Raw genomic sequence first — 24473 nt, 5'->3', positions numbered from 1 at the left:
CGCTAAGGAGTTGCCCGTGGTCTGGTGACCCGGTCTACCAGGTATACCAGCCCGTGGTAATCAACCCCGCTGTGCCGGCTGAGGCCAATCTCGCAGGTACGGCTGGTGGATATCCCCTCCTCGCAGTCGGCGGTCTGCTCCGGCAGGGTCCGCAGGGCGTGGGCATTGAGCTCCGGCACGTTAAATCCCTTGTCGCCGGCAAAGCCGCAGCAGTGAATGCCCTCGGGCACAACCACCCTGGTGCTGCAACGCCGTGCAATGTCGATCAGCCCCTCGGCCTCACCCAGATGCTGGGTACTGCAGGTTACATGCACTGCCAGCGGCGTCTGTTCCGGCTCAAAATCAAGGCGCTCGAGCAAGTGCTCTCGGATGAACTTCACCGGGTCAAACAACGCCAGTCCCGCCTCGGCAGCCGCCTCCCGGATCTGCAATGTACAGGGGCTGGTGTCGCAGTAGATGGGATCCACCCCGTTTCGGCTCGCCCTCAACAGCGCCGCAAGCAGTTCGTTTTTCTTGGTCGCAGCCTGCTCCGGGTAGCCTTTGGAGGCAAACGGCTGACCACAACACAGGTTGTCGACGGCATCCGGATACACCACCTGATACCCGGCTTTCTCCAACAGCCGTCGGGTAACCGCAATCAACGGTTCCTGAGCCTTGTCACCCCGGGCCGGGCCCATGGTTCGGGACACACAGGCGGCCATATAGACCACCCGGGGGCGGCCATCATCTCCGGCTTTCGGGGCCGATGATACAAACCGCACCGGCTGGGGCATGCTCGGATCCCACTGGGCCACCCGGCCGCCGGAAATCTTGCGAACCCCGGCGCTGATACGGGTCAGCAGCGGTGCGCCCAGGAGCCGCTCCACGCCAGAAGCTCCGGCCAGCACAAACCGGGTCGCCTTCAGGGCAGCCGAAAAATGCCTGGCCAGTTGGTTGGCCACGGCCTGTCCAGAGGCCTTTTCACTGCGCAGCTTACGAACCAGATCTCCGGTATTGATGCCCACCGGGCAACGCTGGGCACAAAGACCTGTTGCGGCGCAGGTATCCAGGCCGTGATACTGCCAGGCCTTTTCCAGTTCCCGGGTATCCTCACCGGCACGCCGGCGTGCCTGGATATCCCGCCAGATCACGATGCGCTGGCGCGGAGACAGGGTGAGCCCTTCGGAGGGACACACCGGCTCACAGAATCCACACTCGATGCATTTATCCACCAGCGGATCCGCCTCTGGCAGCGGCTTGAGGTTTTTCAGGTGAATCTGCGGATCTTCCGAGAGCACAACATCGGGGTTCAGCAGATTCTCGGGATCCAGCAGGCGCTTGATCTGCCACATCAGTTGCCAGGCATCGTGGCCCCATTCCAGCTCCACGAACGGCGCCATATTGCGGCCAGTGCCGTGCTCGGCCTTCAGCGAACCGCCAAATTCCACCGCCACCAGCTGAGCCACGTCTGCCATAAACGCTTCGTAACGGGCCACCTCGGCGGGGTCACCAAAACCCTGCGAGAAGACAAAGTGCAGGTTGCCCTCAAGTGCGTGGCCGAAAATGATGGCATCGTTATAGCCGTGCTTCACGAACAGCTGCTGAAGCCGGGTGACACCTTCGGCAAGCTGATCGATGGGAAACGCCACGTCTTCGATAATAACCGTGGTGCCGTTAGGCCGAACCGCGCCCACCGCCGGGAAGGTGCCCTTGCGAATGGCCCAGAGCTGGCCGGAAACCCCGGCATCCCGGGTGAAATCAACCTGCTGCTCCAGAGGGAAGCCCGCCAGTGCCTCACGAATGCGGGCCAGTTGCTCGTCCAGCACACCGGGACCGGGAGCCCGGCTTTCCACAAGCAATGCACAGGCGCCCTCGGAGAGACCATGTATCCAGTTGGGCAGGCCCGGCTTGTCCTGCACCGACCGGAGGCTGCGGCGGTCCAGCAGCTCCACCGCTGCCACCGGCTGGGATCTCAGAACCGACGCCGCACGGCAGCAGCTCTGGGCATCCCGGAACACCAGCAAAGCGGTGGCCTTGTCCGGGTACTCCGGTACGGTGTTGTAGGTGACTGCGCTGACGAAACCGAGCGTGCCCTCGGAACCCACCATCAGGTGCGTCAGGATATCGACGGGGTCGGTAAAATCCACCAGCGCGTTCAGGGAAAGCCCGGTGGTGTTTTTCAGACGGTACTTGTGGCGAATGCGGTCTGCCAGCTCCGGATTCTCCCGGGTGTTGATAGCCAGCTTGTTCAGGGCAGCCAGCAATTCACCGTGGCTGTCGCGGAAGGCCGCGACACTCGCCGCATCTTCCGTATCCAGCACGGCCCCATCCGCCAGCACCAGGCGCATGCCGGCCAGGGTGTGGTAGCTGTTCTGGGCGGTGCCGCAGCACATGCCACTGGCGTTATTGGCAACAATGCCGCCAATCTTGCAGGCGTTGATGGAGGCCGGGTCCGGGCCGATCTTATAGCCCCTGGGCGCCAGCCAGGCGTTGGCCTGGGCACCGATGACCCCGGGTTGCAGACGAATCTGACGGCCGTCATCGCGGATGTCGTGGCCGCTCCACTGGTCACCCAGCACGATCAGGATGGAATCGCTGATCGCCTGGCCAGAGAGGCTGGTACCGGCGGCCCGGAAGGTCACTGGTACGTGATGTTTGCGGGCCAGGGCCAGAAGATCGATCACTTCTCCCTCGTCCTGAACGCGTACCACAACCTTGGGAATCAGCCGGTAAAAACTGGCGTCGGTTCCAAAGGCGAGGGTGGAAACCGGATCATCAAAAACCCGGTTGTCCGGAATCCGCTGGCGGATCTCCGCCAGCACCGCTGAAGAAAAGCTCATACATCCTCCAGAATCAGCACGATGAGCTCACGGGGGCCGTGGGCGCCATAAGCCAGAACCTGTTCGATATCGGCGGTCTTGGACGGGCCGGACACCAGCAAGACATTGGTGGGCAGCCCCGCCGCCCAGTCCTGAGCCACCATCATGTCATACAGATTGTCATGAATCTCACTGGCCTTCAGCAGGGCAATGTGCACCGGCGGCACCAGGCTCATCAGCCGGGGTTCCTGGCGATCCGGCCACAGCACCAGTGTGCCCGTTGCGGCGATGGCGCCGAGGGTGCCGGTCAGGCTGGCATCCACGTTCCAGAACAGCTCTTCTTTCCAGGCTTCCACCGGCTGATCGTAGGCCAGCAGGCGGACCGGCTGCCCGGTAGCGTCAAAATGCGTCTGCAGCGCCCGACCATGCTCTTTGCCGGGTGCGCACAACAGGTTGGTGAGGTTCCGCCTGGCCAACAGCCCGGCCACGAGCTCCGGCCAGTTGTCAGAGCTGCACGGGTGTACTTCAGTGTGAACCGCTTCCATCAGGCTGCGCAACCGGGCGATTCGGTCTTGCGGCGCATAACGCCAGGGTTCAGTCACCAGGCGCTCATCAAACTCGTCCGGGCGGGGTGTGGTACCGGCCAGGCTGTTTCTCAATTTACCAAGGATGTTCGCGCGGGCGCTCATGATGGCCGGCCTCCGTTGTGATCGAGATGCTGCGCCGCCAGGTCGTGCAGGGACCGGCGGGCGGGCACCGGCGCACTGTGATTTTCGGTCCAGGGGCCGGCCTTTTTCGGCGCCAGCGCCCGGAAGCGGGTAGCGGCCCAGAGGAAGCTCCGATACAGCGCCGGCCGGGTATTGAGCATCTGCCAGCCGCGCCAGAGCCACCGTTCCGTTCGGGAGAATTTGGCGCCGCCACCCTTCACCTGCTGCGGCTGCCCAGGGTTCTTCACATTTTCCTGGCGCAGACGCTGCAGAAGCTCTGGGATCGGAATCTTGACCGGGCATACATCACCGCAGGCCCCACACAGGGACGAAGCGCTGGGATGGTCGGGCACTTTATCCAGGCCCGCCATGTGCGGCGTGATGATCTTGCCGATGGGCCCGGGATAGACCTCGCCATAGGTGTGGCCACCGACTCGCGTGTATACCGGGCAATGGTTCATGCAGGCGCCACAGCGGATACAGTTGAGGGTCTGGCGCATCTGGGCATCGGCAAAGGCACCGCTGCGGCCGTTATCCAGCAGCACCAGGTGCACCTCTTCGGGCCCGTCCAGTTCGTCCGGCTTGCGGGGGCCGGAAATCAGGTTCACGTAGGTGGTGATAGGTTGGCCGAGGGCGGAGCGGGTCAGCAGCGACACCAGGGGCACCACGTCCCGGAGGTTGGCGACCACCTTTTCGATACCGGTTACTGCGATGTGAACCGGCGGCACCGTGGTGCTCATGCGTCCGTTGCCTTCGTTCTCCACCAGCAACAGGGTGCCGGTTTCGGCGATGGCAAAGTTCACGCCGGATACCCCCACATCCGCTTCCATGAATTTCTGGCGCAGGGTCCGGCGACCGACCTGGATCAGCTGATTGACGTCTTCGGTTTCCGGCTCGCCCAGCTTGTCATGGAACAGCGTTGATACCTGCCGGGCGTTCTTATGGATCGCCGGCATGATGATGTGGGAGGGCTTCTCGCCATCGAGCTGGACAATGTACTCCCCCATGTCGGATTCCAGGCATTCGATGCCCCGCTCCGCCAGGTAGTCGTTCATCTCCATCTCTTCGCTGACCATGGACTTGCCTTTCACCACCTGGCGGCCGTTGCGGGCTTCGATGATGCCATGCACCAGGGTATTGGCTTCCTCGAGGGTCTCCGCCCAGTGTACCTTGACGCCGTTCTCGGTCAGTTTCTGCTCGAGCCGCTCCAGCAGGTCCGGTAAACGGGACAGCGCACCGGCCTTGATGCGGTTGCCAAGCTCCCGCAGGCCTTCCCGTTCGTCGGCATCCGGAAACGCACTGGCCCGCTTGTGCATCAGCGAATCCATCGCGGTGCGGAAATTGCTGCGCAGCTGCCCGTCCGCAAGTGCTTCCTCGGCACGGCCCCGGAAGCTGGAAGACAGTTCGGTCACCGGAATGCGCTGGCTCATGCGACCTCCCCTTCGCTGGCACCATTGACCCGTTCCCAGAGGAAACTGGCCAGGTGCCGGCCCCGGAAGGCTTCCTGCTGCTTCTCCAGGGAGCCGTTGATGTTCATCAGGCAGCCGCCATCAGCGGTAACCATTTCAACCGCGCCGGAATCCACCAGCGAGCGGGTCTTGTCTTTCACCATGGCACCGGAGACTTCCGGCATTCGCACCGAGAAGGTGCCGCCAAATCCGCAGCATTCGCTCTCGTGGTCGTGATCGACCCGCTCCACCCTGTCCAGCTGTGTCAGGAGCTCACGGGCGTGCAGGTGGGTGTTCATCTCCCGGCGGGCCGAGCAGGAGGTATGCAGGGCAATCTTTTTCGGCGCTCCGTTATCCACCAACTCCACCTTGCAGACCTTCAACAGGAATTCCGTCAGCTCAAAGGTCCGCTCGGCCAGGGCTTCCACCCGCCGGAGGGTGTCGGGCTCATCGGCAAAAAGCGCCCGGTAATGGTGCCGGAACATGCCCGCGCAGGAACCCGAGGGCACTACCACGGGCAGGCCGGCCCGATCCAGGACATCCAACTGGGCAAGGGCCACGGCTTTGGCTTCATCCCGATACCCGGAGGTCCAGGCGGGCTGGCCGCAGCAGCTCTGCTCCTGCGGAAAATCCACCCGGATGCCTTCCCGCTCCAGCAGGCGAATAGCGTCCAGCCCCGCCTCCGGAAAGAACAGATCGACCACGCAGGTGCCAAACAGCGTGACCGCCTCCGGTTTTTCCGGGTAATGGCGTTCCGGTTCTCGCGCTGGTGCAACCCGGGTGGCGTTGGGGGCTGCATCGTAAAACAGTTCACTCATCAGGCGGCGCCTCTACGAAAAGCTCAGGACTGCGCATTGGAAAATTGGTAATACCAATTGACAAAGATACTCATCCAAGGTATGGGATAATTGATACGGATGTCAAAGGATTTAACCCAGACATTAGTCGCACTGGTTAGGAATTCAGACTGACTCGTAGCCGCGGAGGGGATTTTTTGGTATTGGTATGACCAATACTCAGTCACCGAAGCACGAGACGAGCATCAATGGACATCGGACACATCGCACCCCGCAGACTCGCAGACACCATCGTTGAGCAACTGGAAACCATGATCCTGGAAGGCACCCTGCAGCCGGGTGAACGGCTGCCTCCGGAACGGGTCCTGGCAGAGCAGTTCGGGGTGTCGCGCCCCTCCCTGCGGGAGGCAATCCAGAGAATGACAGCAAAGGGCCTGCTGCTGAGCCGCCAGGGCGGTGGCAATTTCGTAACCGAGGCCCTGGGCGGCAGCTTCAGCGACCCGTTGATTCCCCTGCTTGAGAACCGGCCCGAAGCACAACGCGACCTGCTCGAGTTCCGGCACACGCTTGAGGCCGATTGCGCCTACTATGCAGCACTCCGGGCCACCGAGGTGGACAGGAACCATCTGAGGAGCGCTTATGAGGCGCTGCAGGCCTGCTATGGAAAAGATACCGACCGGGACCTTGAGGCCGAGGGAGCGGCCGATGCCCAGTTTCACCTGGCCATTGCCGAAGCCAGCCACAATGTGATTCTGCTGCACACCATCCGCAACCTGTTCAACATGCTCAAAAGCAACGTGGTGACCAACATCGGTGGCATGTATCAGCGAGAAGCGGAAACCCGGCAGGGCCTTGTGGAGCAGCACCGGATGCTGTTCGAGGCGATCATGGACGGACGGGCCGAGGATGCCCGGGAACTGGCCGGCACCCACATCCAGTATGTGCAGAAAGTGCTTTCGGAAAGAACCGAGAATCATCGGCGGCTGGAGCGCTCCCTGCGCCGGGAAAAGCTCTCGCGCACCTGAATTCAGAGCAGGCGGCGGATCTCTTTCCACAGCCTGCGATAGGCGTCTGCCGCCACCGAACCGGGCGCCAGCAACTCCACCGGTGTGCCTTCCTCGCCCATTTTCTCAACCACACTGGCGTTCGGGATGATGGTTTTCAGGCCCTTGGGCAGAATTTCATCCTGGGCGTCAATCAGCTCCCGATGCAGGCCCTTGCGCCGATCCGCCATGGAATAGAACGGGTGCAGTTTGGAGGGCTTCAGTTTCTTGTCCTTCGAGAACTCCTGCAACTGCTTCCAGCTGTTGAGGGAAAGCCAGGTAGGAATTACCGGCACAAACACTTCGTCGGCAGCTTTGAGCACCTGCTCGGAAAGCCTCGACAGTGAAGGCGGGCAGTCGAGAATCACCAGGCTGGTCTCCTCCGAGAGCGGCGCCAGCCACTGCTTGATCAGGTTGCTGCCGTCTTCCTGACCCAGCTTCACATCGAGGTTACGGAAACTGGTATGGGATGGAATGAAATCCAGATTGGCGTATTCGCTTTCGTGGATAAACTCGGCGATGGGGGTTTTGCCCTTCAGCAGGTGTGAAAGTTTGTGCCCCTTCACCTCGTCAGCACCCGCCAGATACCAGCTGGACGCCCCCTGGGGATCCAGATCCCAGAGCAGGGTGGCGTAGCCGGCCTGGCTGGCCAGATAGGCGATGTTCACCGCAGCTGCAGTTTTACCCACACCGCCCTTGAGACTGTAAAACGCAATGGTCCTCATCCTGCCATGTCCTTACTTTTTTTCAGGCATAAAAAAACCGGGGAAGTCCCCTGCCCTCACTCCGCTCACTGGCTCACTTTTTCCCAGACCGTCAGCTCGGAGAAGCTGTGCTGGAATTTGTTCCGGGTTTCCCGGATAACGAACGGCAGGCTGCGGGGCTCAACCAGCAGCCGGAAATGGGGCGCCAGCATCTCGGCCAGACCATCGAACGTGAAGAAGTCCTCACCGTTCTTTTTGAACCCGCCAACCCACTGAGCCCTCGGAGTGTATTCCTCCAGCCAGGTGTAGGGTGAGGCAATCACCAGCAGGCCGAGTTCGTTGATCCGCTCGTGGATGGTGGTCAGAAAAAGCGACGGCTGATACAGGCGGTCAATCAGGTTGCCCGCCAGCACCAGATCGTAACCGGTAAACCGTGGCTCCAGATTGCAGGCGTCGCCCTGGTGGAATGCCACCCGGCCGGCTGCCTCTTCCAGCCCCAGGGAGGCCAGAGTCCGCTCCTGATGACTCACCAGTTCGCCCTCTTCCGGACGGGCATAGCGCACCACTTTTTCCCGGGCCAGCTCCTGACACTTGCCCACGAAGGCGCTGGAGAAATCGATGCCGTCCACGTGCTGAAAATAACGGGCCAGCTCAAAGCCGGTTCTGCCACAGGCACAGCCGATATCCAGTGCGCGTTTCAGCGGCCGGCCGTCCATCGCATCCATGGCCGCATCGGCCAGAGCCTTGGGAAAATTGGCCTCGCCATGCCACCGTTCGCCGAAATGAAATTCCAGGTACTGGGCGAGGGTGGTATCGTTTTCATAGAACGCGCTTTGCTGCACGGAGGTTCTCCTTCGGCTTGCTATCCACTCAATCCCGCCAGTTCAACAATAACAGGATCGGACGATGAATGAACAATCCGTACTCACGAACCATCACAATGGCGCTTTTACCATCACCCTCAATCGACCGGAAAAACGCAATGCGGTGGACGGCCCCACCGCCGAAGCGCTGCGCCGGGCGTTCACCGAATTCGAGGAAAACGACGCCTTGAACGTCGCCGTACTCGCCGGTGCCGGGGGCAACTTTTGCTCCGGGGCGGATCTCGAGGCGATGGGCGACGAGAACAGACGTAACAAAATCGACCCCCACGGTACCGGCCACGGACCGATGGGCCCGACCCGGATGCATTTGTCCAAGCCGGTGATTGCCGCTGTCTCCGGCTATGCCGTCGCCGGCGGCCTGGAGCTGGCCCTGATGTGCGACATGCGGATCGTCGAGGCATCCGCTGTCTTTGGTGTGTTCTGCCGCCGCTGGGGCGTTCCCCTGATTGATGGCGGAACCATCCGGCTACCCCGGATCGTGGGCCATGGCAGGGCCATGGACATGATTCTGACCGGCCGCCCCGTCAATTCGGAGGAAGCTCTGAGCATAGGCCTGGCCAACCAGGTGGTCCCGGACGGCTCAGCCCTGGCAACGGCGCAGGAACTGGCAAAAACCATTGCCGGCTTTCCCCAGCGATGCCTCCGTGCCGACCGGGCGTCCGCCATGCACCAGTGGGACCTGGCAATCCGGGAGGCGCTGATCGCGGAAGGTGCATCGGGCTATCCAGTGGTGTTTGAAGAAGCCATTGCCGGCGCCCGGAAATTCAAAGAGGGTGCTGGCCGCCACGGCCAGTTCTGAGCATGCCGGCAAGCCAGTCGGTCGCCCCGGATTGCATGGATGGTCTTTGGAATGCCGGCGAGAAAGCCAGCGTCAAAGACTTCCTGAGGCTGCAGTTGCTGGGCGGCTCCTGAGCACCCGGAGCACCGATTCCATCGCGTCAATCAGCACTGGAGCCGTATTAACCATGACCGACATCACAACTCACGTCTTCCTCTCCCACGGCCTGGAAAGCGGGCCAGGCAGCACCAAGATCCAGGCCATGAAAGCCGAGGCCGAAACCTTCCGAAACGTTCAGGCCCATGCCATCGACCACCGCGGCACGAAAGACCCGGCTCTCCGGCTGGCGCAAATGCGCGAAGCCATGGCTGGGTGCGGCGCAAATCCGGACAACTCCATTCTGGCCGGCTCCAGCATGGGCGGCTGGGTATGTGCGCAGACCAGTTCGGAAACTCCGGTCCTGGGCTGCTTCCTTCTCGCACCGGCGCTGGCCATGGCGAAGTACCCCCAGTCCAGCCCGACGATCCGGGCCCGCCATAGCCAGGTCATTCATGGCTGGGACGACAACGTCGTGCCGGTTGCGCCCGTGCTTGATCTGGCCCGGAAGCAAGGGATGCCCATTCTGGTTCTGCCCGATGGCCACCGGCTGGAAAACAGCATCGGGCGTGTGCTCATTGAGTTCCGCCAATTCCTCGAAACCTGCCTTTCAGATACAAATAAACCGTGATTTCATAAACTTGCGAAACCGCTAAACCCTGTGCCCCTGAAATTATTGTTTTGGCCGTTTTCTTGCGAAAACCACGTTGTTTTGCCAGTCTTTATTAATGTAACAATAAATTTCAGCAAAAAAACGAACGGAGAAAACCCGATGAGCAGCATGAGTACGTTCAAGAAACTGGCCGGAATTTCAGCGTTCGCATTCGCGGCCATGACCGCGGCAAACTCTGTGAATGCCGCCAACTGGCGGTATGCCCATGAAGAGTATGAAGGCGACGTGCAGGATGTATTCGCTTACAAGTTCAAGGAATACATTGAGGACAATTCCGATCACACCCTGCAGATTTACCGTTTCGGTGAACTGGGCGAGTCCGACGACATCATGGAGCAGACCCAGGCGGGCATCCTGAACTTCGTAAACCAGTCCCCCGGTTTCACCGGGTCCCTCATTCCCGAGGCCCAGATCTTCTTCATCCCCTACCTGATGCCGACCGACATGGACACGGTCATCAAGTTCTTCCGGGAAAGCGAAGCCATCAACGAAGACTTCCCGAAACTTTACGCGGACAAAGGTCTCGAGCTCCTGAAGATGTACCCGGAAGGGGAAATGGTTGTGACCGTCGATGAGCCGGTCACCAAGCCTGCTGACTTCAACAACAAGAAGATCCGGGTTATGACCAACCCGCTTCTTTCCGAGACCTATTCCGCCTTCGGTGCAACCCCGACCCCGCTGCCCTGGGGTGAAGTATACGGCGCCCTGCAGACCAACATGATCCAGGGCCAGGAAAATCCGATCTTCTGGATCGAGTCCGGCGGCCTGTATGAAGTGTCCCCGAATCTGGTCTTCACGAGCCACGGCTGGTTCACCACCGCCATGATGGCCAACCAGGATTTCTACAACCGCTTGTCTGATGCGGACAAGAAACTGGTTCAGGACGCGGCGGATTACGCCTTTGAAGAAATTATCGTGCACATCGACGGCCTCGCGGACGAAGCCCTGGCCAAGATCAGGAAGGCCAGCGATAATGTCACGGTCACCCGCCTGAACGAAGAACAGATTGAAGCCTTCAAGGCCCGTGCGCCGCAGGTTGAAAAGAAGTTCATCGAGATGACCGGTGAGAGCGGTAAAGAACTGCTGAACCAGTTCAAGGAAGACCTTAAAGAAGTTCAGAACGACTGAACCTGCAACGAACCATTCCCGCCGGCCCTCGCCAGCGGGAAGCGGATTAAACCCCGCCCCGCCGGGGAGGTCCTACCGGCCGGGAGCGACATGTTCTGGAGCAGACCCCATGTCCGAGAATTCCCCGGATCTTGAAGACGACACCGGCACCTACGAGTCCGGCCTGCCCGGGTTTCTGGGCACTATTGATGTTTTCATCAGCAAGCTGGAAGCCGTCATGCTCGCGGCAGGGGTGCTCTTGATGGCGCTGAACACCTGCGCCAACGTGATATCACGGTTCCTCCTGCAGCAAAGCATGTTCTTCACCGGTGAAGTCAACCGCATACTGATCATTCTGATTACCTTTGCCGGGATCGGTTATGCCGCCCGGCACGGTCGACACATCCGCATGTCGGCCATATTCGACGCGCTTCCGGTGATGGGGCGCAAGGTGCTGATGATCATCATTGCCCTGTTCACCTCCGCGGTAATGTTCTTTCTGGCTTACTACTCCTATGAATACATCGTGACACTCGCAGGGCGTGGCCGGATCTTACCAGCACTGGGTTTCGATGTGTGGATAATTTACGTGTGGGCACCCATCGGGTTCACCATCACCGGTATCCAGTATCTGTTAACGGCCATCAAGAATTTCCGCAGCCCGGATGTTTTCCTGTCGACCAGTGTAAGAGATGGCTACGCAGACACCGAGTCGGAAGTGTGAATCCCCAATCCGCCAGTAACCCGTAAGGAAGGACTCGCTCATGGCGACCACTCTGATGCTTATCATGCTCGTGCTGCTGCTCCTCGGCTTCCCGATGATGATCCCCCTGCTCGTCGCCGCGATCATCGGTTTCATAATGAGTTTCGGCGGCCTCAGCCAGATGGAAACCCTGATCCAGCAGATGATGGGTGGTATCCGGCCCGCTTCGCTCATTGCGGTTCCCATGTTTATTCTCGCTGCGGATATCATGACCCGGGGCCAGTCGGCAGACCGTCTGATTCACATGGTCATGTCCTTTATCGGCCACATCAAGGGCGGTCTGGCCATCAGCACCGCGACCTCGTGCACCTTGTTTGGCGCGGTGTCCGGCTCAACCCAGGCCACCGTGGTCGCTGTCGGCTCCCCACTGCGTCCCAAGCTGTTGAAAGCGGGCTACTCCGACTCCTTCACACTGGCACTGATTATCAACTCCAGTGACATTGCCTTCCTGATCCCGCCGAGCATCGGCATGATTATCTATGGTGTGGTCGCGGAAACGTCCATCGCCGAGCTGTTCATCGCGGGTATCGGCCCGGGCCTGCTTATTCTCGCCATGTTTTCCATCTACTGCCTGATTTATGCCCATGCGAACAAGCTGCCGACGGAAGACAAGGCCGGCTGGAAAGAGCGGGCAGTGGCCACACGGGACGCGCTCTGGCCACTGGGTTTTCCGGTCATTATCGTTGGTGGTATCTACGGTGGCATCTTCAGCCCCACTGAGGCGGCTGCTGTATGTGTGCTCTATGCGCTGATTCTGGAATTCATCATCTTCCGCTCACTGAAGAGCGCAGATATCTGGAAGATTGCCAAATCCACCGGCCTGATTACGGCGGTGGTCTTTATTCTGGTAGCCGCAGGCACCGCTTTCTCCTGGATCATCTCGTTCGCCCAGATCCCGCAAGCCATCCTTGAAGCCGTCGGCGTCAATAACGCCGGACCGGTTGGTGTGCTGATCGCCATCAGCATCTCGTTCTTTATTGCCTGTATGTTTGTTGACCCGATTGTGGTAATCCTGGTATTGACCCCCATCTTCGCGCCGGCCATCCAGTCCACCGGCCTGGACCCTGTGCTTGTTGGGGTACTAATTACCCTGCAAGTGGCCATTGGCTCGGCCACGCCGCCGTTCGGTGTTGACATCTTCACCGCCATCGCGATTTTCAAGCGTCCCTACTGGGAGGTGATCCGGGGTACGCCACCGTTCATTGTCATACTCTTCGCGGCCGCTGCGCTGATCATCACCTTTCCGCAAATCGCTCTGTTCCTTCGTGACCTGGCTTATCGCTAGGCCGGGCTACAGGAAACCCACAGGGAGACACACTCATGTTCAAACGGATTCTGGTAGCGGTGGACGGGTCGAAAACGTCTTTGAAAGCGCTCAACAAGGCCATAGATCTTCAGAAGCTCATTCCCGAGGCCGAAATCTACATCCTCTGCGTGTACAAGCACCACAGCCTGTTCGAGGCCTCGCTCTCACGTGGGCGGCCTGCGGGCATGGACATTCCGGACAAGGCGCTGTCAGACTTCGCCAGGGATGTGGTCAATGACGCCAAGGAATTGGCCAGGGAGCAGGGTGCCACCAAAGTTCGTGGGTTTGTGAAGGCGGGTCGCCCTTCAAAGGTGATCACCCGATTCGCCCACGATAAGGAAGCCGACCTGATTGTCGTGGGCGCCCAGGGTACCAACAGTGACAAGGATGGTATGTTCCTGGGCAGTGTGTCGCACCGTGTTGCATCCCATGCCAAGTGCCCGGTTCTGATCGTCTGAGAGATCAAACAGGGGCATCAGGAAGGCGAACCGGCGTTTCCTGGCGGGCAGCCCTGATTATGGAGCACTGCCCGGAAAATCCGTAGGCCGGTATCAGGGCATCCGGCCGGTGCGCTCAAGACGCCTTGTGACCATGCGATGATAGAGCCGGCGCAGTAGCGGTCGAACCAACGGCAGACTGATCAGCCAGGCCAGGGGTTTGAGTATTGGCGCCCGGGACATTAACAGAACATAGGCGTCCAGCTCACTGTGGATACCACCGTACTGGTCCTCCACATGCAGTTCCTGAAGCGCCGTTTTCGGATCGATGCCTTTGGCCTTCAGTTCCTCATCCCGCCCGGTAATGTCGACCCATTCCACCTGATCCGCGGCACGGCCCGCCAGGCGTTCATACCGGCGCCGGTCTCGCCGGCAACCGGGGCAGGCGCCGTCATAGAAAACGCGGATGGTGTTGCCTGATTCTGTCACGGGGGGCATCACAACCCATTCCGGGTCCTCGAACTCACCAATGGGCCTGATCTCCACAAACGGCGCTGCGCTGCGAATGATGGCTGCCACGTCCGGATCATGTTGCTTCTCCATGACGTCCCGCTGTTTTTTGCTTTCCCAGGATGCAATCGCAATCAGGGTATTGGGGGCGCCGATCTTGCGGTGCAGCTCAGTGCCCCGGGCACCCGGTGCCTGCTGGATGATTTTACTGGCCCGGACCCAGGCGTCCGCGTATTCCTCAGCGGTGTGACCTTCCCGGACATGCACTTCGAAAATGAACTTCATAGGACCTCCCGGCTTCGTGGCTTTTCCTGACTCAGGAGATTCTCCACCGAAAACCAAGGCCGGGAGGCCCCCAGCAGCCTGTCAGACTCAGTCTTCAGCGACGCTGTTCAGGTATGCCTTGTCTGAAATATTGGTCCACTGGCGCACCTGCTTGAGATAGCCGCGCTGTGACTCAATGATTTCCCTGGCCAGCTCATCCTTCTCGGCGGCCTCCGCCAGCAGCCGGTTCGTTGTACGGCGCAGGGCCTCGATGACTTCCGGTGGGAACACCTTGTGGGTGACATCAGGGTAGTTTTCCTTCATGCGATCCCAGGCCACACCGCTTTCATGGGTGCTCTGGATATACATGTCGTAAGCCGCAGTGCGCATGGCGACTCTCAGGATCTCCTGAAGATCTTTCGGCAGCTTGTTCCAGGTTTTCTGGTTAATCAGGAACTGAACTTCCGCACCCGGCTCCTGCCAGCCGGAGTAGTAGTACTTGGCGATCTGGTGGAAGCCCATCTGGAAATCCAGAGCCGGGCCAACCCACTCCACCGCATCAATGGTACCGCGCTCCAGGGCGCTGTAGAGCTCGCCCGGGGGAATATTGGTCACCGCAACGCCGAGCTCAGACATCACCTCGCCGGCAAAGCCCGGAGTGCGCATCTTGATACCCTTCAGGTCCTCCAGGGAGTTGATCTCCTTGCGGAACCAGCCCCCCATCTGGTTACCGGTGTTGCCGCCCGGGAACGACAACAGTCCATAGGGCTCATAGACTTTCTGCATGAGTTCCATGCCGCCACCATAATAGAACCAAGCGTACATTTCAGGTGCAATCAGCCCGAACGGGATGGTGGTGAAGTACATGGCATTGGGGATCGTGCCCTTGTAGTAATAGGACGCGGTATGCCCCATGTCGTACTGGCCGTTACGCACCAGATCAAAAATTCCGAACGGCGCCTTGTGCTTGTTGGACGGATCAATGCGGATTTCCAGTCGGCCAGCCGACATGGCCTCTGCCATATCCGCCATATTCTGAACGGTCTCCCCCAGAATCGGAGAATTGGGGCCCCAGGTTTGCGCAAGGCGCAAAGTGAAGTTTTCCTCGGCAACCGAGGACATGCTGAAGACGGTGGCTGCAGCAGCGACGGCCGCAAGCAGTGTTTTCCGGATTGTCATTGTGTTGGCTTCCGTTATTGTTGGCATGAAAACAGGTATCTCTGTTACGCCTCCATCATAGCTTGCTCACGGTGTTCCGCCAATCAGCGAAGCCGCCAGTCAGCGAAATACCGGGAACAGATATCAGACCTTGAACTGCCCTACCAGCTCACGAAGGCTCTCGCCCAGGCGCGCCAGTTCGTGGCTGGCTTCGTTGGTCTGGGTCACACCGGTATCGCTGCGCTGTGCGGCATCCACAATCCGGACCACGTTCTGGTTGATCTCTTCCGCGACCTGGCTCTGCTGCTCAGCCGCCGTGGCAATCTGGGTAACCTGATCGTGGATCTGGCCGACAGAGGTCTCGATCGTTTTCAGGGCGTCGGTTGCGTGATTGATCCGCTCGACCGTTTCGGTCGAGTGTTTCCGTGATGTGTTCATGCGTTCAACGGATGCCTTGGATTCCGTAACGAAACCATCAATCATCTCGCGAATCTGATCGGCGGATTCGGCACTACGCCTGGCAAGCTGGCGTACTTCGTCGGCGACCACAGAGAACCCACGGCCATGCTCACCGGCTCGGGCTGCCTCGATAGCGGCGTTCAGGGCCAGCAGGTTGGTCTGCTCGGTCACCGCGTGAATAACGTCCAGAACCTGCTGGATATCGTCAGATTTTTCAGCCAGCGCATCAATAATCTTCGCGGTATCCTGAATCTCTTCCGACAGCTGGTTTACCGCACCCTGGGCACTACTGATGGTTTCACCGCCTTCCCGGGCCATACGGTCCGCATCTGACGCAGCACTCTCGACCTCGTTGGCATTGCCGGAGATCTGCTGAATCGTGGCCGCCATTTCATTAATGGCGGAAGCGATCTGATCTGTCTCCGAGCCCTGCTCCTGCACCGATGCCCGGGTTTCATTCGCGACACGGCTCAGCTCTTCCGCGGCCGAGGCCACCTGATCGGTCGTAGCCCCCACTTCCCGCATGGTGTTCTGGATCTTGACCACAAAGGCATTGAACCGTCGGCCCAGCTCGGCCAGTTCATCTTTGCCCTCATCCGGCAGGCGCTGGCGAAGATCACCTTCACCGTCGGCGATTTCCTGCATCATGTTACTGACACGTTTCAGCGGCGTGGTTACGCTCCGGCCAACAAAGATCCCGATCACCAGCGCGATCACGACAACAATCGCGGTGACCAGCAGGATGAATCCGAGGGTCGCCGACATACCCCTTTCCATCTCCTGCCGCGCGGCTGCCAGCTCCCGTTCGATATCGGTGATGTACACGCCGGCACCGATCATCCAGTCCCAGTCCGGGATGACGGTGGAATAGGACAGCTTGGGCTCTTCGTTACCGGAGGCGGGGTTCATCCATTCATAACCGTAAAAGCCATCGCTCTCGGCGGCATCGAAGAGGTCACCCACCAGGCGTTTCAGCGTCGCGTTGTTGGTTGGCCCCTCTTTGGACGGATCCGGTGCATAAGCCAGGTTGTAGACATCGCGGGTGTAGGCGAACACATAGTTGGTTTCATCGAAACGGATTGAGCGCAGGCGCGCTGCAGCCGCCTCTTTTGCTTGCTCTTCGCTCAGGGACGGATCGTTCTTGGCCTCCAGAACCACCGCTTTGGCGGCATCGATCAGGCTCTGAAGGCCGGCCTTCCGGGCTTGCAGAAGGCTGGCCTCAAGGCGTTTGATTTCCTCTTCCGCGTTTACCTGAATCTGGCTTGCGGTAATCCAGGCCAGGGTGGCGGCCGTAATCAGTACCGGCACCAGTACAGCTGCCAGCAAACGCGTTCGTATTGTCAGGTGACTCAGAAATTTCATCGTGCCCGCTCCCAGGGAATTGTTCTTGTGGCGAATTATCCACAGACCCTTCAGCCAGATCTGTTCCGGTTTGTTAAGACAGGTTTCAGGAACTCATGGCGCGGCCCCCATTTCCATGACTAAACTGTTATTCGCAAATTATTTTCAGGTAATTAAGCTATCGGCAGTAACCTGATTATCTTGAGGAATTCCTAGACTAAAGAACCACTTCGAAGGTAGGCCCATGAAGCACCTGTTTCTTGTACGCCATGCCAAATCCAGCTGGGCCGATGAAGGGCTGGGCGACCGGGATCGTCCGCTCAATGCCCGGGGGGAAAGCCAGCTCGCGCCACTGGCAAAAGCGCTGCAATCTGCAGGCGCCTTCGGCGGCGGCATAGTCAGCAGCGATGCCGCGCGGGCCCAGGCCACCCTGGACGGTGTGTTGCCCGACAATGTCCCGCCAGGACGACGCCACGCCCTCAGTGAACTCTACACCTTCGACTACCGGCGCCTGCTCTGCTGGCTGCAACACCGGGATGACCAATCCCGGGTTATGCTCATAGGCCATAATCCCGCCTTACTCGAACTGGCCCAGTGGCTGCTGAAGCGACCGCCGGAGCAGTTACCGACCGCCAGCTTTATTCACATCCGGCTGCCGATCAAACACTGGCACCAGCTTGACCGGGGTAAGGGCAAACTTGTGGCCCTGCTGACGCCGCCGGACTTCAGCTACGCCCACTTCTCACGAAAGCAGAAAAAGAAAGCCAATACCGATGGTGACGACCCGGCCAGAGACATCCCCGCCGCACTCCACCATCAGTTAAAACGCCTGAGGCAACTGGAACAGGGTGTCATTCTGGGCCTGGATGACGAGTTCCTGCACCAGTACCGCATTGCCATTCGCCGCAGCCGGGCCATCGCCGAATCGGTGCTGGAAGTGAATGGCGACAAGACACTGGCGAAGGGCGTGAAAACCCTGAAGCGCCACGCCAAGGCCACCGGGCCACTAAGGGATCTGCATGTCTTTCTGCAGGATCTGCCGGAGCTATGCGGCGACAACCGCGAAATGCAGGTGGCCTTACAGGTCTGGTTTGAGAGCGAAGCCGCCAGCAAACACAGCAAACTGGTGAAGCGCCTGGGCAGCAAACGCTACCACGACAGCATGGACCACTGGCAAAACCTGATCGATTCCCGGAAGTTTCACAAACTGGCCGGAACACTCAGCCCCAAAGACATCCGAAAGGCTGTGGAGCGTCGTACCAAAGATTTCAACAGGCATACCGTTGAGCTGATGCACACCTCGCCGGATGAGGATATCCACCGTTTGCGCAAGCAGCTCAAACGCATCCGATACCTGATGGAGCTGGATGCAAAAACCTGGAAAAGCAACCTGAAAACCCTGAAAGCCCGGCAGCAGCTCTATGGCCGCTTCCAGGACCTGCATGTGCAGATTGAGATGCTGGAACATTTCCGGAAGGCGGCACCGGCGGTTTTCCCTGCGGCGCTCACGGGCATCATGCAAACCCTGGAAGATCGTAAGGCGGACGCCCGAAAACAGATTCTGGCCCTTGGCGGACTCGATGCAGCCCCGTTATGACAGCACCAGGTTTCTCAGCCGCGAAACTCTGCTCACGCGCCTGCGCCTGCGCCATAGGTAATAACAAGGCAGCCTAGCCGGCAAACCCTATCTGCTTCAGATTTGGCGGCCGGTAATCCGGATCCAACCGCCAGCGCTCGGCCACGGACGGGTGAATGGCGGTCTCGACATTGTCCGGTTTCAGGTTGCGAACCAGAGGCGTTGAAAACCGGAAAATATGGCGCCGTGAGTTGTGCAGCCTGGCCCTGGCGCTGGGATTGATACCGGCGGGCAGGTGCTCCTCAATATCCAGGCCGGCGCTCCTGGCCTGCTGCACCATCCATTCCAGGGCGCTGTCGGAAGCCAGCAGCCCCTGATCGTCTGCCGGGTAACCACCGCCGATATCACTGTGGGAACCGGCAAACCACACCTGTTTCAGATCCAGCTTGTCCCGGGGCTCCCAGAGCGTAGGTTCGAAATCCTCCCGGCGCTCATCAATGGCCAGTGCATGGCGGGCAATACGCACATTACTTCCCAGCTTGGTGTCGTAAAACTCGTCCTTGCGATCAAACAGCCCCATCAGTGAGAAGGGCACACCCAGGGCACCCACCGTATCCCAGGCGCCCACAAAGCGGATCTCCCGGGACTCATGGCTGTGGGCATTCCGGAACTCGACGGATTTGGCGCCGGCCGGCTTCCAGGCATCGCCGGTTTTCTTGTAATGATCAAACGCCTGCTGGATCAGCCGGGCATCGGGCCGTTTGAGAATGCCGCAGTTGTTGATCAGGCCGCAGAGGGAGCGCACGGTGTAGGCTCCGCGGCTGAAACCGAACAGATAGAGGTCGGTGCCGGGCGTGAAGTTCTGAACGATGTAGCGGTAGGCATCCATGATGTTCTTGTGAATGCCCTGCCCGGTAATGCCGCCAATCACCGCGTTATGGTACGAACCAATGCCCCAGTCATAAAACACATGCTGGGGCTGGCCATCGGCCGCCAGGGGGCGAATGGCTCTGGCCATTCTCAGCACATTGGTGGGAACGTCTTTCTGAAGATCTTCTTCCGGGCGGTTCCATGTGCCATCGGCACAGACAACAAGGCGCTTAACCATGGCAGACTCCTTTGCCAGCAATATGATCAGATTCTGATCATATTATAGCTCAGGGCCGGTCATCCGGCGGCGCGTCTTCATCACATTTCCGGCAGTCCAGTTCAAACCCCTGCATGGACTCCCGGCCTTCTGCCGTTGTCACCCACGGGCGGTTCACCCAGGGCGGTGTATGGCGCACATGTTGATTGTGGCCACACGCCAGCTGGGCGACCCAGTGATTTTCTTCGTCTTTGTGGTAGGCGGTGATGGGTTGTTTCATAACTTCTCTATGGAAAGCAAATGACCAGGCCAGCGGCCATCTTCAAGATAGAAACCTACTTTAGGACAGATCGGTTCCTCAAGCCAACCTGCCTCGCCTTACCAGCGGATCTGTTCATAGGTGACGCCAGCCCGCCCAATCCCTTATCCTGAGGTATATAGTTATTCCACACTCACCCGCAGGAGCCCCCCATGAAAACAGCCCACGACCTGGTAGCAGCTGCAAAGAAAGAAATTCAGGAAGTTCCGCTTGAGCAGGCAGACGATGCCATCAAAAACGCGGACCTGCTGTTGGATGTCCGCGATGCCGATGAATACCGCTCCGGGCATATTCCCGGAGCGGTGAACATCTCCCGGGGGTTGCTGGAGTTCAAGTTCACCAATGATCCTGCGTTTGAAAGCCGGGATCTCAACATCGTGTGTTATTGCAAGACATCCGGTCGGGCGGCACTGAGCGCGAGGGCCCTGAAGGAAATGGGCTACCTGCACGTGCAGTCCATTGCCGGTGGTTTTGATGCCTGGCAGGAGGCGGGGAAACCGGTGGCCAAGCCGGAGCTTCCGTCCTTCGAATGACAGTCGGCTACAGGCAGCAGGCCTCGTACTTCTTCCCGCTACCGCAGGGGCAGACTTTGTGTTCAGGCTGTTGTGTCATCGGGCGCCAGGATTTTCGGCTATGCTGCTTTACCGGCGGTGTATCAGTATCAACCCGATTCCGGCCCTAACCTCCAAAATATCTGGTGATTTCTTTTGTCAGATGTCTCGCTGTTACAGATTCTTCTGGCCAACCTGGCGGTTTTCGCCGGCGCCTGCCTGCAGGGCGTGGCCGGCTATGGCATTGGCACCCTGGCGGCGCCGCTGCTGTTCCTGATCAGCCCGCTGCTCGTGCCCGGCCCGCTGATACTGAATGCCTCCCTGCTGACCATCTTCATGCTGGTCCGTAACCGTGGTGCCCTGCAGGTTCGGGAGCTGCGCTTCGCCATCGGGGGTGGGGTTGCCGGCGCGGTTCTGGCGGCACTGACCTTGCTGGTGATTTCCACCAAGGGATTCGAGCTGATCTTCGGCATCCTGATTCTCGCCGCAGTGTCACTCAGCCTTGGCGGGCTCAAACCGGCCCTGAACGCACGCAATAGTGTGATGGCCGGTGCCGCCTCAACCTATATGGGCACGATCACGGCCGTCGGTGGCCCGCCCATTGCGCTTATCTATCAGAACGAAAAAGGCCCACTGGTGCGTGCAAATATGTCCGCTTTCTTTCTCGTTGCAAGCGTATTCAGCCTGTCTGCACTGCTTACCTCCGGCTATCTGGGCACTCGCGAGCTGGCTCTGTTTGCGGTGACCTTCCCGGGCGTTGTGGTGGGCTTCTGGTTATCCGGCAAGCTGTTGAACCACATGCCCTTCGAGGGGCTTCGCCCGGTGATCCTGGCGATTGCCGCCGTCGCAGGAACCGCGGCCCTTATTCGCGGCCTGCTTTCCCTGTAGGTACCTACCCTGCCCAGAGCCGAACCCGGAATCGGTTCTTTCGCCACAGCAACGCCAACCAGAGAGCGTGGGCGTTGATCAGCAATGCGAGAATCCATTCAAAGGCATCATCCTTACGGCTGTAGAACTCGGGCGCGACGCCGTTGAGGACCACCGAGAGAATGCCGACACCCAGAATCAGCTGGCACAGGTTCAGCAGTCTCATGCCGGTGTGTTTCCAGAGCGGATGGCCTCGCAATCCGGCACTGACGAGCAGCTCGCAGATAAACGTGAGCGAAAAGTACAAAACCACACCAATCCGGCGGATCAGATTAAAACCATCCCCGGCATGGCCCAGCGCCAGCGTATAAGCGCCCAGGGATAGGCTGGCCACCAGCCCCAACCAGGGAACCCAGGCAACGCCGGCCGAATGAACGCCCAGCTGGCGCAGCCAGCGGCTATTCAGCCACCAGAACAGAATCCCCAGCAAAGCCGCGGGCAACATGGTGCCCTTGAAGATGAAATAAGAGGTGCCATGGCGGCCGGTTCGGCTGATGCTGGTGCAGCTGTCCCAGTAGGGCATGCACAGCTCGACGTACCCTTCCAGCACCGAGACCACAAAGGTGGTGTGGATAGTAAGCAACGGCACAAGCCCGGCGGCAAGTGCCAGCCACCAGAGATGGAATGAACGATGGTCTGCCATGGCAGAAGGTCCTCAGCGCATCCCCGCCAAAGGGAGATCAACCTACAAAAACCGGTCGCTAACATCTTGAATGAACATTATTTGACCAAATTTTGCAATCGAGTCCATGCTGTCAGGGTGCTTTTGCCTCAAAATAGGGTCTCAGGGAGTCAGGATCGGTTTATGAGTACACCGCATCAGGAAATTGTTGAGAGCCAGATCGATGTGTCGGAACTCGCCATCGGCATGCATGTCATCCGTCTGGACCGGCCCTGGGAGGACACTGACTTCCTGCTTCAGGGGTTTGTGATTCGTGATCAGTCCGAGATCGATGCGCTGCGCGCCCAGTGTGATTTTGTCGTTATTGAAGGACGAGTCAGCGGCGCCCCCTTGCCAAGGCCTGAAAAAAGCGGCCTGAAGCCATCAGGCCTGATGCGCCTATTCAGGCGAAATACGGCTCCGGAGGTCTCCAGCAACACGGCCAAAGCAGTGCCACCACGCAAACGTGTCACGTACATTAACAAGGTCGAAGCCGGGCGGGAGATGAAAACGGCGGTTATCCGCTTTGAGGAGGCCCAGAAGACGGCCAAGTCGATCATGTCTGGCCTCAGGGTAGGCCGCACGCTGGACCTGAACAATGCCCGCACCGTGGTCAACAGCTGTGTTGAGAGCGTGCTTCGCAATGAAAACGCGCTTCTACTGCTCACCAAAATCAAACATCAGGACGAGTATACCGCCGAGCATTGCATCAACGTGTCCATTCTGGCGGCTGCGTTTGGCAAGCACCTCGGCTTGCTGGAAGGCGAGATCCGTAATCTGGCACTGTGCGGTTTGCTGCACGATGTGGGCAAGACACGGATTTCCGATGAGATCCTCAACAAGCCGGGGGCTCTCACCCCCCAGGAGTTTGACGTGATGCGCCTGCACACGACTCACGGGCGCACCATTCTGATGGGTACCAGCAACTCCCTGAATACTGCCGTGGATGTGGCATTCAGCCACCATGAGCGCATGGACGGTTCCGGTTACCCCCGGGGCCTGCAGGCACAACAGATCCCCTACTTTGCCAAGATGATCGGGCTGGTGGACACCTACGACGCCATTACCAGTAACCGGGTGTACGACAAGGGGCGAGCCTCCATGCAGGCACTGGAAATCATTCACAAGCACCGTGGCACCCAGTTTGATGAGGAGTTGGCCGACGCCTTTATCCAGATGATTGGGGTGTATCCGCCGGGCTCGATTGTTGAAATGGTGAATGGGGAGGTGGGTATCGTTGTCGAGAGCTACCCCAGCCACAAACTCAAGCCCAGAGTGCTATTGGTAAGAGACATCGACAAAAGCCCGCTTATGCCTTTCCGCACCCTCGATCTGAAAGCCTCGCCCGAAGATGCCGCCGGCGACATCTACCGCATTGCCCGTGAAGTCCCGGATGGTACCTACGATATCGTTCTACAGGACTTCGTGGACGAAGGCCTGATCGTAGTCAAATCACAGGAGGACTCGAACCAGGCTTGATCTGAGCGGCTGAGCCAGGCTACGGGCGCCTGGTTACCGCCATGGTCAGCCGGGAAATGCAGGTGGTTTTCCCTCCTTCGTTCTCAAGCCGGATTTCCCACACCTGGGTCGTACCGCCGATATGAATGGGCTTTGCAGTGCCGTACACCCAGCCTTTGGTAACCGGGCGGATGTGGTTCGCGTTGATACCCAGCCCCACAGCGACAGTCTCCGGGTCTTTCAGGCAACAGTTGGCGGCCATGCTGCCGAGGGTTTCTGCCAGCAATACCGAGGAGCCACCGTGGAGAATGCCAAACGGTTGAACGGTACGTTCATCAACGGGCATGCGGCCTTTTATGTAATCATCGCCGATTTCAAGGTACTCAATACCCATGTAGCTGACAGCCGTGCTTTCGCTGGCTTCGGCGAGGTGTTCGAGGTTCGGGGTCTGGGTCCAGATTGCCATACAGATGCAGCTCTCATTTATCAGGAACAGGGTTAGAAACAGGGCATTCAGTTTATACAGATAGGATGCGAACTACCAAGATCTCTTTAACCTGTGCTCAAGACGAGTATGTGCGAAGGTTTTCTTCGGCGTAGTGGTCGAAATTCCGCCCGAAA

24 protein-coding genes and 2 pseudogenes are annotated in these 24473 nt (G+C 59.2%); 11 read left to right on the top strand and 15 right to left on the bottom strand.

Annotation, left to right across the window (positions count from 1 at the left end; genetic code table 11):
* Positions 1–2: 2 nt before the first annotated feature.
* From D0851_RS14270 to D0851_RS14255, 4 genes are read right to left on the bottom strand one after another with little or no spacing between them, the layout of a single operon-like run.
* Complete coding sequence (locus D0851_RS14270; RefSeq protein WP_117619244.1) at positions 3–2819, bottom strand: FAD-binding and (Fe-S)-binding domain-containing protein; 2817 nt, start codon at positions 2817–2819, stop codon at positions 3–5.
* Positions 2816–3487, bottom strand: coding sequence for a LutC/YkgG family protein (locus tag D0851_RS14265; protein WP_117619243.1), 672 nt, complete (start codon positions 3485–3487; stop codon positions 2816–2818). Before D0851_RS14265 ends, D0851_RS14270 begins: the two co-directional genes overlap by 4 nt.
* Complete coding sequence (locus D0851_RS14260; protein ID WP_117619242.1) at positions 3484–4935, bottom strand: LutB/LldF family L-lactate oxidation iron-sulfur protein; 1452 nt, start codon at positions 4933–4935, stop codon at positions 3484–3486. Before D0851_RS14260 ends, D0851_RS14265 begins: the two co-directional genes overlap by 4 nt.
* Positions 4932–5771: a (Fe-S)-binding protein gene (locus D0851_RS14255; RefSeq protein WP_117619241.1), complete on the bottom strand. Its 840-nt coding sequence runs from the start codon at positions 5769–5771 to the stop codon at positions 4932–4934. The genes D0851_RS14260 and D0851_RS14255 overlap by 4 nt, the downstream gene beginning before the upstream one ends.
* 227 nt (positions 5772–5998) lie before the next feature.
* Here D0851_RS14255 and D0851_RS14250 point away from each other — a divergent pair, with 227 nt between their 5' ends.
* A complete protein-coding gene (locus D0851_RS14250; RefSeq protein WP_117619240.1) occupies positions 5999–6775 on the top strand; it encodes an FCD domain-containing protein in 777 nt (258 codons plus the stop codon).
* Between the two features lie 2 nt (positions 6776–6777).
* On the opposite strand, the gene D0851_RS14245 is transcribed toward D0851_RS14250, so the two are convergent.
* Positions 6778–7518: a ParA family protein gene (locus D0851_RS14245; protein ID WP_117619239.1), complete on the bottom strand. Its 741-nt coding sequence runs from the start codon at positions 7516–7518 to the stop codon at positions 6778–6780.
* Between the two features lie 65 nt (positions 7519–7583).
* Positions 7584–8339, bottom strand: coding sequence for a putative 4-mercaptohistidine N1-methyltransferase (locus tag D0851_RS14240; RefSeq protein WP_117619238.1), 756 nt, complete (start codon positions 8337–8339; stop codon positions 7584–7586).
* 64 nt (positions 8340–8403) lie between these two features.
* On the opposite strand from D0851_RS14240, the gene D0851_RS14235 reads away from it, so the two are divergent.
* The 6 genes from D0851_RS14235 to D0851_RS14210 all read left to right on the top strand — a co-directional run bounded on the left by D0851_RS14235 (position 8404) and on the right by D0851_RS14210 (position 13562).
* Positions 8404–9180: a crotonase/enoyl-CoA hydratase family protein gene (locus D0851_RS14235; protein WP_117619237.1), complete on the top strand. Its 777-nt coding sequence runs from the start codon at positions 8404–8406 to the stop codon at positions 9178–9180.
* A 166-nt stretch (positions 9181–9346) separates the two neighbouring features.
* Entirely contained in the window at positions 9347–9886 is a 540-nt protein-coding gene (locus tag D0851_RS14230; RefSeq protein WP_117619236.1) for a YqiA/YcfP family alpha/beta fold hydrolase, read from the top strand.
* A gap of 141 nt (positions 9887–10027) precedes the next feature.
* Complete coding sequence (dctP, locus tag D0851_RS14225; RefSeq protein WP_117619235.1) at positions 10028–11056, top strand: TRAP transporter substrate-binding protein DctP; 1029 nt, start codon at positions 10028–10030, stop codon at positions 11054–11056.
* 109 nt (positions 11057–11165) lie between these two features.
* Positions 11166–11759, top strand: coding sequence for a TRAP transporter small permease (locus D0851_RS14220; protein ID WP_117619234.1), 594 nt, complete (start codon positions 11166–11168; stop codon positions 11757–11759).
* 40 nt (positions 11760–11799) lie between these two features.
* Positions 11800–13083: a TRAP transporter large permease gene (locus D0851_RS14215; RefSeq protein ID WP_117619233.1), complete on the top strand. Its 1284-nt coding sequence runs from the start codon at positions 11800–11802 to the stop codon at positions 13081–13083.
* 35 nt (positions 13084–13118) lie between these two features.
* Positions 13119–13562, top strand: coding sequence for a universal stress protein (locus tag D0851_RS14210; protein ID WP_117619232.1), 444 nt, complete (start codon positions 13119–13121; stop codon positions 13560–13562).
* Between the two features lie 93 nt (positions 13563–13655).
* Here D0851_RS14210 and D0851_RS20865 read toward each other — a convergent pair.
* The 4 genes and pseudogenes from D0851_RS20865 to D0851_RS14195 form a co-directional block, all read right to left on the bottom strand.
* A pseudogene (locus tag D0851_RS20865) lies at positions 13656–13991 on the bottom strand (thiol-disulfide oxidoreductase DCC family protein); the annotation flags it as partial.
* Between the two features lie 39 nt (positions 13992–14030).
* A pseudogene (locus tag D0851_RS20860) lies at positions 14031–14336 on the bottom strand (antibiotic biosynthesis monooxygenase family protein); the annotation flags it as partial.
* Positions 14337–14423: 87 nt separating this feature from the next.
* Positions 14424–15494 (bottom strand): TRAP transporter substrate-binding protein, encoded by a 1071-nt coding sequence (locus D0851_RS14200; protein WP_205422208.1) that lies wholly within the window; start codon positions 15492–15494, stop codon positions 14424–14426.
* A 123-nt stretch (positions 15495–15617) separates the two neighbouring features.
* Complete coding sequence (locus D0851_RS14195) at positions 15618–17294, bottom strand: methyl-accepting chemotaxis protein (protein WP_117619230.1); 1677 nt, start codon at positions 17292–17294, stop codon at positions 15618–15620.
* A 223-nt stretch (positions 17295–17517) separates the two neighbouring features.
* Here D0851_RS14195 and D0851_RS14190 point away from each other — a divergent pair, with 223 nt between their 5' ends.
* Positions 17518–18870, top strand: coding sequence for a CHAD domain-containing protein (locus tag D0851_RS14190; protein ID WP_117619229.1), 1353 nt, complete (start codon positions 17518–17520; stop codon positions 18868–18870).
* 73 nt (positions 18871–18943) lie between these two features.
* On the opposite strand, the gene D0851_RS14185 is transcribed toward D0851_RS14190, so the two are convergent.
* Positions 18944–19957, bottom strand: a complete 1014-nt coding sequence (locus D0851_RS14185) for a DUF2235 domain-containing protein (RefSeq protein ID WP_117619228.1) — start codon at positions 19955–19957, stop codon at positions 18944–18946.
* Between the two features lie 49 nt (positions 19958–20006).
* On the bottom strand, positions 20007–20216 hold the full coding sequence (locus tag D0851_RS14180; RefSeq protein ID WP_117619227.1) for a DUF3565 domain-containing protein: 210 nt from the start codon (positions 20214–20216) through the stop codon (positions 20007–20009).
* 191 nt (positions 20217–20407) lie between these two features.
* Here D0851_RS14180 and D0851_RS14175 point away from each other — a divergent pair, with 191 nt between their 5' ends.
* Positions 20408–20788, top strand: coding sequence for a rhodanese-like domain-containing protein (locus D0851_RS14175; RefSeq protein WP_117619226.1), 381 nt, complete (start codon positions 20408–20410; stop codon positions 20786–20788).
* 7 nt (positions 20789–20795) lie between these two features.
* Here the strand turns inward: D0851_RS14175 and D0851_RS21100 are convergent, their stop codons facing one another.
* Positions 20796–20867, bottom strand: a complete 72-nt coding sequence (locus D0851_RS21100; RefSeq protein WP_117620416.1) for an SEC-C metal-binding domain-containing protein — start codon at positions 20865–20867, stop codon at positions 20796–20798.
* Between the two features lie 95 nt (positions 20868–20962).
* Here D0851_RS21100 and D0851_RS14165 point away from each other — a divergent pair, with 95 nt between their 5' ends.
* Positions 20963–21694, top strand: a complete 732-nt coding sequence (locus D0851_RS14165) for a sulfite exporter TauE/SafE family protein (RefSeq protein WP_117619225.1) — start codon at positions 20963–20965, stop codon at positions 21692–21694.
* 4 nt (positions 21695–21698) lie between these two features.
* Here the strand turns inward: D0851_RS14165 and D0851_RS14160 are convergent, their stop codons facing one another.
* Positions 21699–22376: a hypothetical protein gene (locus D0851_RS14160; RefSeq protein WP_117619224.1), complete on the bottom strand. Its 678-nt coding sequence runs from the start codon at positions 22374–22376 to the stop codon at positions 21699–21701.
* Positions 22377–22538: 162 nt separating this feature from the next.
* On the opposite strand from D0851_RS14160, the gene D0851_RS14155 reads away from it, so the two are divergent.
* Positions 22539–23873: an HD-GYP domain-containing protein gene (locus D0851_RS14155; RefSeq protein WP_117619223.1), complete on the top strand. Its 1335-nt coding sequence runs from the start codon at positions 22539–22541 to the stop codon at positions 23871–23873.
* 19 nt (positions 23874–23892) lie between these two features.
* Here the strand turns inward: D0851_RS14155 and D0851_RS14150 are convergent, their stop codons facing one another.
* Positions 23893–24318: a hotdog fold thioesterase gene (locus tag D0851_RS14150; RefSeq protein ID WP_117619222.1), complete on the bottom strand. Its 426-nt coding sequence runs from the start codon at positions 24316–24318 to the stop codon at positions 23893–23895.
* Positions 24319–24473 lie beyond the last annotated feature (155 nt).

The sequence above is a fragment of the Marinobacter sp. Arc7-DN-1 genome, from assembly GCF_003441595.1.
Classification (GTDB): Bacteria; Pseudomonadota; Gammaproteobacteria; order Pseudomonadales; family Oleiphilaceae; genus Marinobacter; species Marinobacter metalliresistant.
This window is presented reverse-complemented; position numbering and strand designations above follow the sequence as displayed.